This window comes from Bacillus sp. FSL R5-0512 (genome assembly GCF_038593295.1).
In the GTDB taxonomy this organism is placed as follows: Bacteria; Bacillota; Bacilli; order Bacillales; family Bacillaceae; genus Bacillus; species Bacillus safensis.
This window is the reverse complement of record NZ_CP151982.1, coordinates 1,588,099-1,601,680: the sequence shown is the minus strand read 5'-3', so window position 1 is coordinate 1,601,680 and position 13,582 is coordinate 1,588,099. Positions and strand designations below refer to the sequence as shown.

The 13,582-nt window shown below is 41.6% G+C and carries 15 protein-coding genes; all 15 read right to left on the bottom strand.

Going from position 1 to position 13,582, the window contains the following annotated elements:
• Positions 1–20: 20 nt before the first annotated feature.
• The gene (locus tag NSQ25_RS08140) at positions 21–293 is read right to left on the bottom strand and encodes a YlmC/YmxH family sporulation protein (protein WP_326136431.1); all 273 of its coding nucleotides are present in this window, start codon (positions 291–293) and stop codon (positions 21–23) included.
• Positions 294–364: 71 nt separating this feature from the next.
• Positions 365–1,288: an aminoglycoside phosphotransferase family protein gene (locus tag NSQ25_RS08135; RefSeq protein ID WP_070325837.1), complete on the bottom strand. Its 924-nt coding sequence runs from the start codon at positions 1,286–1,288 to the stop codon at positions 365–367.
• A 72-nt stretch (positions 1,289–1,360) separates the two neighbouring features.
• A complete protein-coding gene (locus tag NSQ25_RS08130) occupies positions 1,361–2,590 on the bottom strand; it encodes a pitrilysin family protein (protein ID WP_070325836.1) in 1,230 nt (409 codons plus the stop codon).
• A 33-nt stretch (positions 2,591–2,623) separates the two neighbouring features.
• Positions 2,624–3,577, bottom strand: a complete 954-nt coding sequence (locus NSQ25_RS08125; protein ID WP_041117421.1) for a polysaccharide deacetylase family protein — start codon at positions 3,575–3,577, stop codon at positions 2,624–2,626.
• A 124-nt stretch (positions 3,578–3,701) separates the two neighbouring features.
• Positions 3,702–5,819, bottom strand: a complete 2,118-nt coding sequence (gene pnp, locus NSQ25_RS08120) for a polyribonucleotide nucleotidyltransferase (protein ID WP_024424134.1) — start codon at positions 5,817–5,819, stop codon at positions 3,702–3,704.
• 181 nt (positions 5,820–6,000) lie between these two features.
• On the bottom strand, positions 6,001–6,270 hold the full coding sequence (gene rpsO / locus NSQ25_RS08115) for a 30S ribosomal protein S15 (RefSeq protein ID WP_008354438.1): 270 nt from the start codon (positions 6,268–6,270) through the stop codon (positions 6,001–6,003).
• Positions 6,271–6,410: 140 nt separating this feature from the next.
• Complete coding sequence (gene ribF, locus NSQ25_RS08110) at positions 6,411–7,376, bottom strand: bifunctional riboflavin kinase/FAD synthetase (RefSeq protein WP_326136435.1); 966 nt, start codon at positions 7,374–7,376, stop codon at positions 6,411–6,413.
• Positions 7,377–7,393: 17 nt separating this feature from the next.
• Entirely contained in the window at positions 7,394–8,323 is a 930-nt protein-coding gene (gene truB / locus NSQ25_RS08105) for a tRNA pseudouridine(55) synthase TruB (protein ID WP_034281842.1), read from the bottom strand.
• Positions 8,324–8,391: 68 nt separating this feature from the next.
• The gene (rbfA, locus tag NSQ25_RS08100) at positions 8,392–8,742 is read right to left on the bottom strand and encodes a 30S ribosome-binding factor RbfA (protein ID WP_007499525.1); all 351 of its coding nucleotides are present in this window, start codon (positions 8,740–8,742) and stop codon (positions 8,392–8,394) included.
• 17 nt (positions 8,743–8,759) lie between these two features.
• Positions 8,760–9,038: a DUF503 domain-containing protein gene (locus NSQ25_RS08095; protein ID WP_061109857.1), complete on the bottom strand. Its 279-nt coding sequence runs from the start codon at positions 9,036–9,038 to the stop codon at positions 8,760–8,762.
• A complete protein-coding gene (gene infB, locus NSQ25_RS08090) occupies positions 9,035–11,155 on the bottom strand; it encodes a translation initiation factor IF-2 (protein WP_034281840.1) in 2,121 nt (706 codons plus the stop codon). Before infB ends, NSQ25_RS08095 begins: the two co-directional genes overlap by 4 nt.
• 19 nt (positions 11,156–11,174) lie before the next feature.
• On the bottom strand, positions 11,175–11,477 hold the full coding sequence (locus NSQ25_RS08085) for a YlxQ family RNA-binding protein (RefSeq protein ID WP_024424138.1): 303 nt from the start codon (positions 11,475–11,477) through the stop codon (positions 11,175–11,177).
• A complete protein-coding gene (locus NSQ25_RS08080) occupies positions 11,470–11,754 on the bottom strand; it encodes a YlxR family protein (RefSeq protein WP_024424139.1) in 285 nt (94 codons plus the stop codon). Before NSQ25_RS08080 ends, NSQ25_RS08085 begins: the two co-directional genes overlap by 8 nt.
• Before the next feature lie 15 nt (positions 11,755–11,769).
• Positions 11,770–12,885, bottom strand: coding sequence for a transcription termination factor NusA (nusA, locus tag NSQ25_RS08075; protein WP_024424140.1), 1,116 nt, complete (start codon positions 12,883–12,885; stop codon positions 11,770–11,772).
• A 32-nt stretch (positions 12,886–12,917) separates the two neighbouring features.
• Complete coding sequence (gene rimP / locus NSQ25_RS08070; protein ID WP_003211398.1) at positions 12,918–13,391, bottom strand: ribosome maturation factor RimP; 474 nt, start codon at positions 13,389–13,391, stop codon at positions 12,918–12,920.
• Between the last annotated feature and the right edge of the window lie 191 nt (positions 13,392–13,582).

The window sequence follows — 13,582 nt, the reverse complement described above, 5'->3', positions numbered from 1 at the left end:
GAAAAGAAAAAGAGCACCCATTATTGCTGGTGCTCTTTTTCTCCGTGCAGCTGAAGTTCTTCAGGCACATCGAGAATGATCATATCTGATCCTATTTTTTGAATGTGATTCCACGGGACGCGGATGTCATTTCCTTGTTTTCGAAAGCCAAACCACTTCACGGAAGGTATAATGAGTGCTGTAATTTGACCGTCCTGTTCATTGATTTCAAGGTCGGTTTGTCCAAGCACGCCAAGCCGCTCCGCTCTTTTAATATCGACGATCTCTTTTCCTGACAGTTCACTCAGCCTCAAAATCGCATCACTTCCCTTCCGTATCATATATGCAGCAAAAGGAAGAAATAGACCGTCCTGCTCTTTTCAAGTTATGTATGATGTGAGTTGGTATACCAAACAGGCTTAAGTTGATGAAAGTAATTATGATCTTTTAGCATTCTCTCCACTCGTTTCACCATGTCTTTTACATGTCGCGGATCATAGGAAAGCGTCCAGATGATAGATGAAAAGCAGCTCATTGCTGTATAGATGGAAAAAAGAAGCCAAAAATCGTTTGTTGACTGCGTACTCACGTATTGATCCAGTTGTCCAGCTGAGAACGGAATGCTGCTTTCTCGACTAAATAAGGACAATTTATAAAAGTCATGAACCGGGTCGCCCCAGTCGGATTGATCGAAATCAATCACACCGGCATATTGATTACCTTGTATGATGATATTCCCTAAATGAAAATCATCATGCTGGAACTGGTTAGGCCTCTCTTTTACCGCATCAACATGCGACTTGATAAAATCTAATACAAACTGATCATTGGAAAACGTCACGCCACTTGATTGATAGGCATGTACATACCGTTCATGTTTTGCCATGACTTTCTCATCCCACGGACGAATATGAGAAGGTGCACGGCATGTATGCATCAAACTTAGCTCTCGCGCTGCCCGCCTCCCGATTTCATACTGCTCTTCATTTGTAAGTAGATGGATGGAGTCTCTAGCATTCTCGCCTTCGATAAAGGAGAAAATACGATAGGTACAGTTTAGTTCAGCACTCATTCCAATCTCAATCACTTCAGAACAAAGAACCCCTCGATCTTTTAAATTCCGCTGAAATAATGCTTTTCTTTTATAGCGCGAATACGTTTGAATGTCTGATAACTTAAGCACCAGCTTTTCACTAGATGATATTGTAACCAAAAAGGTGCGATCTCCCGAAAAACCAGATGTCATGGCTTGGAAAGAAATAGCTTGTGTCAGAAGTGGAGAGAGCTGTTTCAGCTTTTCATGTTCCATGAAAGCAGAACCCCTTTCTTCTTTACCTACAATAAAACGGCAGACTTTTTTGAGTCTGCCGTGTTGTTTACATTATGATGGCTGATCACCCGTCGGACTAATAAGCGAGAGCGCATAATCTTCTGTAAAGATGCGTTTAGATAAGTTATTCACGCCGTCTAATGTGACGCTGTTGATTTCATCAATAATTTCATCGAGTGTCCGATGTTTGCCAAGGAGCAGTTCATTTTTACCGTTTCGGCTCATTTTGCTGTTTGTGCTTTCAAGGCTGAGCATAAGGTTGCCTTTCATTTGCTCCTTAGAGTTCTCTAGTTCTTTCTGCGTGATTCCCTCACGTTTTAAGACGTCTAATGTTTGTAAGATGGTCTCAGAGAGCAGGTTTAGCTGTTTCGCTCCAGTTCCGCCATAAATCGTCAGCATTCCATTATCTGCAAATGAACTGTGATAGCTGAAGACGGAATAAGCAAGTCCTTTGTCCTCTCTTACATCTTGGAATAATCGGCTGCTCATGCTTCCGCCAAGAACATTATTTAAGACGATTAAGTCATAGATGCCCTTATCTCCAGCTGGAAGGCCATTAAAGCCCAGGCATAGGTGCGCTTGTTCCGTTTCCTTTTTGCGTGTGAGCTTGCCATAATGAAATGCTGGAGCTTCTACAGGCTGCTTTTTCCCTTTTCCTTCATAAGAACCGAACAGCTTTTCAACCTCGCGAATAAAGGTCTCATCTACGTTCCCTGCAACTGAGATCACGACGCGGTCCGGGGTATAGAATTCATCCATGTATTTTCTAAGTGAGTCTCCGTTAAAGGTTGAGAGTGTTTCCTCTGTTCCTAAAATCGGATATCCTAATGAATGATCACCATAAATGGCTTTGCTTAATAAATCATGAACGATGTCATCAGGAGTATCCTCATACATTTTAATTTCTTCGTACACCACATTTTTTTCTTTTTTCAGCTCTTCTTCATCAAAAGCTGAGTGAAAGAACATGTCGCTTAATACATCGAGGGCGTAGCCAGCATGTGAATCAAGCACCTTCGCATAGTAGCAAGTGTATTCTTTTGATGTAAAGGCATTCACCTGACCACCAATGCGGTCAAAGGATTCTGCGATATCACGTGCAGATCTTGTCTTTGTTCCTTTAAAGAACATATGCTCTAAAAAGTGTGAGATTCCATTAATTTCAGGTGTCTCATGTCTAGAGCCTGTTCCAATCCAGACGCCAATTGCGACAGACCTTACAGTGGGATTGTTTTCGAGTACAATTCTTACTCCGTTTTGGCATGTATACGTTTTGACCAAGTTTTGCTCCTCCTATTCAACAAACAGATCGCATCACGGATGTCTTTTTTCACTTAGGAGGTCAGAAACCGTCCCTAATTCATATCCTCTTTCTTTAATTTGAGTGATAAGTGCGTCAAGACTTTTCGCTGTTGCATCTGTTGGATGCATTAAAATCATCGCCCCATTGTGAATTTTCCCAAGCACCCGCTTTTGTAAAATAGCCGGGGATGGTTTTTGCCAGTCGATGGTGTCTACTGTCCACATAATGGTTTCCATGCCTTCTTGTTTGGCAAGCTTGACTGTTTCTTCTTTAAAGCTGCCGCTTGGAGGCGCAAACCATTTTGGTTTCTTCCCAAGGGATTCTTCAATTTGGCGATTTGTTTTCGTTATCTGCTCTAATGCTCGTTCTCTTGTCAGTGTGCGCATATCTGGGTGATTGTATGAATGATTTCCAATTTCATGACCATCTGCCGCGATTTTTTTAGCAAGCTCTGTGCTTTTTTTCACCCATTTGCCTTCTAAGAAAAAGGTCGCCTTGACTTGATGCTTATCCAGCGTCTTTAACATGTTGATTAAATGCTCGTCACCCCAAGCTACGTTGATGAGGAATGCATTCATTTTTTTATCTGGATGCCCTTTATAAATGGGCTCTGCACCAAGCTCATGTAAATGAATAGATGGTTTTGTTTCATTAAAAACAAGCAGCTTTTCATCGAATGACCCCTGTTTCTTCATTTTTTCATAAGAGGCATCGATATCAACTGTCTGTCCATTTAAGCCAGGCATCTTTTTCCACACTTTATCAATCTTAGCATTTTGCGCCTTTACTTCATAGTCAGAAGACTTCGATTCAATTTCCTGAAATAAAATATCTTTTGACACAGATGCAACCTCGGCATGCTCTTTCATTGATTCAATATATGTAACAGCAGCCGGCTGCTTCATCGTTTGATATGACACGAGCAGTAAAAATACAAACACAATGAATGGTAACGTTTTTTTCAATGGTTGTCCCTCCCCTATATCACAAATTATGATGGGGAGAAACAAGCTAGAACTATTGTTAGCGCAAGAAAAGAAAGAAGCCTGGCACGGATACCTGGCTTCTAACACATTTTATTTGATCTCATTAAGACTGCTTTTCTTCTTTTTCCTTCTCTTCACGTAAAACAGCTTTCCGAGAAAGGTTCACACGGCCTTGTTTATCGATTTCAGTGACTTTGACAAGTAATTCATCGCCAAGTTTCACGACATCTTCTACTTTGCCCACACGCTCAAGCGCAAGCTCAGAAATATGAACAAGTCCATCTTTTCCACTGAAGATTTCAAGGAAGGCACCGAATTTTTCAATGCGTTTGACTTTACCTAGGTAAAGCTGTCCTACTTCAACTTCTCTCACAAGATCTTCAATAATTTTCTTCGCTTTTTGGTTCATATCTTCTTCTGTAGAAGAAATAAAGATTGTACCATCTTGTTCAATATCGATTTTCACACCGGTATCTTCAATGATTTTATTGATTTGTTTACCGCTTGGTCCAATGACATCGCGAATTTTATCCGGATTGATTGTCATCGTTAAGATTTTAGGTGCATAACGAGACAATTCTCCTCTAGAAGCAGGAATTGTTGACAGCATACTGTCTAAAATTTCCATTCTTCCTTTTTTCGCTTGTTGAAGAGCCTCTTCTAAGATGTCTTTTGATAGACCATCGATTTTGATGTCCATTTGAAGGGCTGTTACACCTTTTGATGTACCTGCAACTTTAAAGTCCATATCTCCAAGTGCATCTTCCATTCCTTGAATGTCTGTCAGCACTGTGTAGTATTCACCAGATTTCACAAGTCCCATTGCAATCCCTGCAACTGGTGCTTTAATTGGAACACCGGCATCCATCATCGCAAGTGTGCTTGCGCAAATACTTGCTTGTGAAGTAGATCCGTTAGATTCTAATACCTCTGAAACGAGGCGAACCGTATAAGGGAAATCTTTTTCGGATGGAATGACTGGTTCTAGTGCACGTTCACCTAGTGCACCATGTCCGATCTCACGACGGCCTGGACCACGCATTGGACCTGTCTCGCCAACACTGAATTGCGGGAAGTTGTAATGGTGCATGAAGCGTTTTGATTCTTCAACACCTAAACCATCAAGAATTTGCACATCACCAAGTGCACCTAATGTACAAATACTGAGCGCCTGTGTTTGTCCTCTTGTAAATAGGCCTGAACCGTGCGTTCTTGGCAGAAGTCCTACTTCTGAAGAAAGTGGACGGATTTGATCTACGCCGCGTCCATCTGGACGTACTTTCTCTTCAGTAATCAGACGGCGAACTTCGTTTTTGACAAGCTTGTTTAATACATCTTTCGCTTGTTTAATCGTTGCTTCGTCACGTTCTTCTGCTTCAAACTTCTCAACTACAGCTTTTTTCACAGCACTGATTGCATCCTCACGCGCATGCTTCTCATGTACTTGAATCGCTTTCAGCAGGTCAGCTTCAGCAAGTGCTTTTACTTCGTCTGCTAACGTTTGATCTACTTCATATAAAGGAATATCGATTTTTTCCTTACCGACTGCCTTCACAATTTCTTCTTGGAATTCGATTAAGCGTTTGATCTCTTGGTGACCGTACATGATCGCTTCAAGCATTGTTTCTTCCGGTACTTCATCAGCACCAGCTTCTACCATGTTGATCGCATCTTTTGTTCCGGCAACCACAAGATTGATGTCACTTTGTTCAAGCTGCTCCACATTCGGGTTAATGATCAGCTTTCCATCCACTCGTCCTACTGTAACGCCGGCGATTGGTCCCTCAAATGGAATGTCAGACACACATAAAGCTAAAGATGAGCCAAACATTGCAGCCATTTCAGATGAGCAATCTTGATCCACACTCATGACGATACTAATGACTTGTACTTCGTTTCTAAATCCATCTGCAAACAGCGGACGAATTGGTCTGTCAATTAAGCGGCTGGCAAGGATCGCCTTTTCACTTGGACGGCCTTCTCTTTTAATGAAGCCGCCAGGAATTTTACCTACTGCGTATAGTCTTTCTTCGTAGTTCACAGTGAGCGGGAAGAAATCAAGTGGTTTTGGTTCTTTAGAAGCTGTTGCTGAGCTAAGCACAGCCGTATCTCCGTAGCGTACGAGGACCGCTCCGTTTGCTTGCTTTGCAAGCTGGCCAGTTTCAACTGTCAGTTGACGTCCAGCCCAGTCTATGGTGAAGACATGTTTCTCTTGTCCCATTCTGAGATAAACTCCTCTCTTATCGTAAAGTTTTAGTTAGTTCTTATTATGAACAAAATGATTTTCACATATCAATGTGAAAGCTGTATGTAGAAGGGTTTTTGCCATTCTTTCAACATTTTAACCATAAAATATTAGTGATTATACGATAAAAAAGCGGGAATCCTCCCGCTTTTTACGATTATCGACGTAAGCCTAGTTTGTTAATTAACTCACGGTAACGAGTTACGTCTTTATTACGTAGATACGTAAGAAGATTACGACGTCTACCTACCATTTTCAAAAGACCGCGACGTGAGTGGTGATCTTTCTTATGAGTACGTAAATGCTCGTTCAAGTTGTTAATTGATTCTGTTAGGACAGCGATCTGAACTTCTGGAGATCCAGTATCAGATTCGTGTGTTTTGAACTCATTAATTAATTGCGTTTTACGCTCTTGAGTAATAGCCATCCTGTTTCACCTCCAAATCATGTTAGCCCCATCTACCTCGCAACCGTCGGTGAAGTCGGCCTGCCAAGTAAGTGGTTTTAAAGCTACAGGAATAATCATACTAAAAATATGCTGAATTTGCAAATGGTAGAGCAGTTTTTCTATGATTTTTTTGTTTGCTTGAGCTGATCTTGAAAAAACTGAATCGCTTCTTCTTTATCTTGACTGATTTGAGCCGTCAGCTCCTGGATTCCGTTAAATTTTCGTTCACTGCGAATGCGCTTGAACCATTGTAATTTAATCGGCTGGCCATATATTTCTTCGTTAAAATCAAAAAGGTTTACTTCAATGGCAGGCTGATCAGGACGTTTTTCATAAAATGTTGGTTTATAGCCGACATTACAAACGCCGTCATATACTTTACCTTTTACTTCTGCTCTTACTGCATATACCCCTGTTGGCGGAATAATGTATTCAGCAGATAAGCCGACATTAGCTGTCGGAAATCCGATCGTCCGTCCGCGTTTGTCTCCATGGATGACAATGCCGCGAAGCTGATAAGGTTTTCCTAAAAGCTCGCTCACATATTCAACATCCCCATTTTTTAATGCGGAACGGATGAGAGTGGAACTGACTTTTCGGTCTTGATTGGACAGCTTAGGTACGATGGTTGCATTGATACGGCCTTTTCCGTATTCATCGAACGTTTCCATTGTGCCTGCACCAAAACGGCCAAACGTAAAATCAAACCCCGCTACTGCGTGCTTCACATTCAATTCATCCAAATATTGATCCACAAACTCTCGAGGAGATAGAGCTGCAAAGCTCTCGCTGAATTGTACGATGTATAAATAGTCAGCGCCCAGCTGTTCGATAAAATCAATTTTATCCTCAAGCGGTGTAATTAAGTCTTTTGGTTCCCGTGCCTTTTGCAAAACATGTGATGGATGCGGATGAAAGGTCATGACTGCTAAGGCCAATCCTTCTTTTTTCGCAATGCTTTTCGCTTCGTCAATGACTTTTTGATGCCCGAGGTGAACACCGTCAAAGTACCCTAAAGCCATGACAGACGGGACTTGATCTTTTTGATTCAATGTATGTGGGTGTGAAATATGTATAGTCTTCACGAGATGTCACCTTTTCTTTAAGATTGCTTGTCCTGAGATAAGATCTTCGCCGGCTTCATCAGGTTCTGTTTGGTCGGGTGCTTCATATATATTGCCAGACAACGACCTGAAGGAGCAAAAACAGCGACACGATCCTCCTCTGCGAAATGAGCAAATTCATCAGGCATTGGCAGGACTGCACCGTTTTCCACTTTACTTGCTAATGTATCATTTATCTCCCATTTCGGCAAATGATTGAGCGCGCGCTCGATCGGGACAAGGTGCTCATCTACAGTTCCTTCCTCGCTTATATCTCGCAGCTCATCCAGCGTAATACATTCATCAAGTGTAAAATCACCAGACCCTGTACGAATAAGATGTGACATGTGGGCTGGAAACCCTAGTTTCTTCCCGATATCAACCGCTAAGGTCCTCACATACGTTCCCTTTGAGCATAGAACAGTAAACCTAAATGACACGCTGCCATCCTCATATGTGACAGGTGTAGTCCGCTCGATACGGTGAATAGTAATTTCTCGGCTTGGCCGCTCAATTTCGATGCCCTCTCTTGCATACTCATAGAGCTTTTTCCCGCCAATTTTCACAGCAGAAAACATGGGAGGAATTTGTTCAATGGTTCCTTCAAACTGCTTCAGCGCCGCATCAATTTCTTTTTCTGAGATCGGTTTTTCCACCTTTTTTTCTTCTACGATCTCACCTGTTTGGTCTTCTGTTGTTGTAGAAAAGCCAATCGTGATTTCTGCATCGTATGTTTTCGATTTATCTGTTAAGTATTCTACAATCTTCGTTGCTCTTCCGATACAAATAGGCAGAACACCTGAAACCTCTGGGTCGAGGGTGCCTGTATGGCCGACTTTTTTTGTGTGTAAAATTTTTCTTACTTTAAACACACAGTCGTGTGAGGTCATGCCTCTTTCTTTATGTAATAAAAGAACACCATTTATCATCTGCGTTCTCTCCTTTCATAAACGATGAAAAAGGACAGACGATCATCGCCTATCCTTATTTCAACGTCTTATTCGTGATCTTTTGTGTTTAACTCAGCAATCAGGCTTTCAATTCGGTTTCCGTAGTCTACGGATTCGTCGAATTCAAAATGCAGTTCTGGTGTTTTGCGAAGTCTGATTCGATTGCCAATTTCAGAGCGGATATACCCTTTAGCCTTTGCAAGACCTTTTAAGGTTTCCTCTCTTTTCTTCTCGTCGCCAAGAACAGAAATGTAGACTTTGGCAATTTGCAAATCACCGGATACTTCGACATCGGTTACAGTCAAAAAGCCGATTCTTGGATCTTTTAGCTTTCTGCCTAAGATGTCGCCCAATTCTTTTTTCATTTGCTCACCCACACGGGTTGCTCTCATACTCATGATCTTATCACCTCTAATTAAAACCACTCAGTTTTCGTGATCGTTCGTTCAATTTCAGGAAAAGAATCGATAAAGCCTAATACACGCTGAAGCTCCTTTTCCACTTGAACCCGAGATGAGGAAATCACGGCGATTCCAATTGATGTACGCTGCCATGTATCCTGGTAATCCATTTCAGCAATGGTTACATTGAATTTATGACGCGTTCTTGTCAATATTCGCTGAAGAACCGCACGTTTTTCCTTCAGTGAGGATGCATCATAGATCATGCACTCACATTCGGTATAACCGATCATTTTCTTTCGATTTCTTGCATAACGAATGATTCCATGACATCACCTTCACGGATATCATTGTATTTCTTTATGGTAATACCACATTCATAGCCTTGTGAAACTTCTTTCACATCATCTTTAAATCGTTTTAACACGTCAACTTCGCCTTCAAAAATAACGACGCCGTCACGGATTAAGCGGATTCCGCTATCTCTTGTAATCGTTCCTTCAGTTACATAGCCGCCAGCAATTGTACCGATTTTAGATACTTTGAACGTTTGACGAACTTCAACTTGACCGATGACTTTTTCTTCATATTCAGGGTCAAGCATTCCTTTCATCGCAGCTTCAATTTCATCGATGACTTTATAAATAATGCGGTGCAAGCGGATATCAACGTTCTCAGTCTCAGCTGTGCTCTTCGCATTTCCATCAGGACGTACGTTAAAGCCAATCACGATGGCATTAGAAGCACTTGCTAAAATGATGTCTGATTCTGTAATCGCTCCAACACCCGTATGGATGATTTTCACTTTTACGCCTTCGACTTCTATTTTTTGAAGAGCTGCTGTTAATGCTTCAGCAGAGCCTTGTACGTCTGCTTTCACGATCAAGTTGATATCTTTTACGTCACCTTGTTTGATTTGCTCAAATAGGTCGTCTAGAGATAATTTTGCTTTATCTGAACGCTGTTCGTCCAGCTGTTTAGAAGCACGCGCCTCACCGACTTGACGAGCTGTTTTTTCATCTTTGAATACGAGGAACTGATCCCCTGCATTCGGTACATCGTTTAAACCAGTGATTTCAACAGGTGTAGATGGTCCTGCTGTTTTCACGCGGCGGCCGATGTCATTGACCATTGCACGTACACGGCCAAATGTATTTCCGACAACGATTGGGTCACCTACTTGAAGTGTACCTGTTTGAACAAGAAGGGTTGCAACAGAACCTCTTCCTTTATCAAGCTCAGCCTCGATGACAGTCCCTTTTGCCGCACGATTTGGGTTGGCTTTCAGTTCTGCAACTTCGCTGACAAGAAGGATCATTTCGATCAATTCGTCGATGCCTTCACCTGTTTTCGCAGATAGTGGAACGAAAATGGTTTCGCCGCCCCAAGCTTCTGGTACAAGACCATGCTCAGTTAATTCCTGCATCACGCGGTCAGGGTTCGCTGTTGGTTTGTCAATTTTGTTCACAGCGACAATGATTGGCACTTCTGCCGCTTTCGCATGGTTAATCGCTTCAATTGTTTGCGGCATGACGCCATCATCTGCTGCAACGACTAGAATTGTTGTATCCGTTACTTCGGCACCACGTGCACGCATCGTTGTAAATGCTGCGTGTCCAGGTGTATCAAGGAACGTAATTTTTTTGCCATTTTCTTCGATTTGGTATGCACCGATATGCTGCGTGATTCCACCTGCTTCGCCTTCGACGACTTTTGTCTTACGGATGCTGTCAAGAAGAGTTGTTTTCCCGTGGTCAACGTGTCCCATGATCGTTACAACTGGAGGGCGTACTTGCATATCTTCTTCTTTATCTTCAACTTCATACTTTTCAAGTTCAGTTTCTTCTAAAATGATGACTTCCTCAACTGGAACACCATATTCAGAAGCGATTAATTCAACTGTATCTTTATCAAGTTCTTGGTTGATTGTTGCCATGACACCAAGCATCATCAGCTTTTTAATGATTTCAGCTGATTCTTTTCCAAGCTCATCAGCCAGCTGGCCGACAGTCATTGAATTTGTAAATTCAATTTTTTCAGGAAGCTCTTTTTTAGGCTTCACAGGTCTAGCTTGCTGATGCTGCGGTTTGTTATTTCCACCGCGTTTGTTTTTGTTTTTATTTTGGTTGTTGTTTTTTTTGTTTTTATTAAATTGATTATTCTGCACGTCATTCTTCTTTCTATCATTGTTTTTGTTAGATGATTGTTTTTTTTGTTCTGCGGGTTTCTCGTTAGCTGTCTCTTTTGCTTTGGCTTTTTTATAGATAGCGTCTAGCTTTTTCACAGTGTCGTCTTCAAGCGTCGCCATGTGGTTGTTCACTTCCACGTTCATATCCTTAAGCGCTGCTATAATATCTTTACTTGAAACATCTATGGCTTTTGCGTATTCATATACTCTCACTTTAGCCATTCGTTCACCCCCAAATAAATTAATCGAGCAAGCTTATGAGCTTCTTAGCGAAGCCTTGGTCAGTGACAGCGACAACTACGCGAGCTTCTTTCCCAATAGAACGTCCGAGAACGGAACGGTCTTCAACTTTTCTAACCGGAACATTATAAAATTTGCATTTGTCAGATACCTTTTTCTCTGTGTTAGATGAGGCATCTGCTGCAAGAAGAACCAGCTTAGCACGCGCATGTCTAATTTCTTTGATCACCAGATCTTCTCCTGACACGACTTTACGAGCTCGATTTGCTAGACCAAGCAAAGGATACCATTCAGATTCATTCATTAGGTTTTTTCACCTTTTCAGCTAGTTCTAGTAATTCTTCAAATATGTGTTCGTCAATCTGTGTCTGAAATTGCTGCTGTAAACTGCGTTTGTTCTTTGCCGCAAGAATGGTTTCTTTATCGAGAGAAAGGTAAGCTCCGCGTCCGTTCATTTTTCCGGTAGCGTCAACAGACACTTCTCCTTCTTTAGAACGAACAACACGGATCAGTTCTTTCTTTGGTTTCATTTCTCCCGTCACGACGCATTTTCTAAGCGGGATTTTTTTTCGGCTTTTCACCTTTAATATCACCTCTTATTCGTCAGATTCCTCAGCTACTGGTTCAGCCTCTAAGAAAAGAGATTCAGAGTCTTCAGTTCTTGGGAAAATACCGAGTTCCCTTGCATCTGTTTCGCTTTTAATGTCGATTTTCCAGCTGGTCAGCTTCGCTGCAAGGCGGGCATTTTGACCTCTTTTACCAATCGCTAATGACAGCTGATAATCAGGGACAATAACTGTTGTCGCCTTGTCTTCTTCATTCACAATGACATCAAGTACTTTTGATGGACTCAGCGCATTGGCAACAAATTCAACCGGGTCATTAGACCAATGAACAATGTCAATCTTTTCGCCTTTTAGCTCGTTGACAATTGCTTGTACACGCTGGCCCTTTGGACCAACACAGGAGCCAACTGGATCAACATCAGGATCATCTGTACGAACAGATATTTTAGAACGGTCCCCAGCTTCTCTAGCAACCGATTTAAGCTCTACAGTACCATCATAAATTTCTGGCACTTCAATTTCAAATAAACGCTTTAAAAGACCTGGATGTGTTCTAGACACATAAATTTGTGGTCCTTTTGTTGTTTTTTCTACTTTTGTAATGAACACTTTAATGCGGTCATGCGGTTTGTATTCTTCATTTGGCATTTGTTCATTGACAGGAAGAAGGGCTTCAATTTTGCCAAGTGACACGTAAATAAATTTACTGTCAATCCGCTGAACGATTCCCGTCATAATGTCTTCCTCGCGGTCGATGAACTCAGTGTAGATCACACCACGCTCTGCTTCTCTCACACGCTGCGTCACAACTTGTTTCGCTGTCTGAGCTGCAATACGTCCAAAGTCTTTTGGTGTGACTTCAATCTCAACGACGTCACCAACCATGTAATTCGGGTTAATATTGGCTGCATCATCTACAGAGATTTCAAGGCGAGAATCATACACTTCATCTACAACATCTTTTCTTGCGAACACACGAATCGTTCCCGTTTCGCGGTTTAAATCAACACGAACATTTTGTGCTTGATTAAAATTACGCTTATATGCAGAAATGAGTGCAGCTTCTATCGCTTCAATTATAATTTCTTTACTAATACCCTTCTCTTTCTCAAGAACAGTCAGGGCATCTAACAACTCACTACTCATTTTTATGGTTCCCCCTTATATCAATGAAAAGGTTAATTGAACGAAACTGCTAATCTTGCGTTAGCTATTTTCTCGTATGGAATATTGATCTCTTTCTTTCTTGTCTTGATCTTCACTGTCACTGTTGCAATCTCACCATCAAAGCTTGTAAGCTCACCTTCAAATGCTTTTTCACCATCAATTGGTTCATATGTTTTCATGAAAACATTTTTTCCAAGTGCTTTTTCAAAATCAGCTTTTTTCTTTAATGGGCGCTCCGCTCCAGGAGAGGACACTTCAAGAAAGTAGTTTTGGCTAATCGGATCTGCCTCATCAAGCTTTTCGCTCAAGGCTTCGCTCACTTTGGCACACTCTTCGATATCGACACCTTTATCAGAGTCAATAAACACGCGAAGGAACCAGTTTTGACCCTCTTTGACAAATTCAACATCAACGAGTTCAAGCTGTAAGCCATCTAAAATTGGCTGCACCATTTCGCTTACGACATCCACTACTTTTTTGCTCATTCTCTTCCTCCTTGTGCTTTCGATAAACGCTCTTATCAATCATTCTGCATAAAAACCCTGCTTTATGTGAGCAGGGGGAGCAGAAAACGGATGAATAATGTCGAGACAAAAATTGCCTGTTCAATACAAAAGAGCGGGTTTCCCCACTCTTGTCTCGGTAATCGTTAGCATTTCCATAAAAACTATACCAT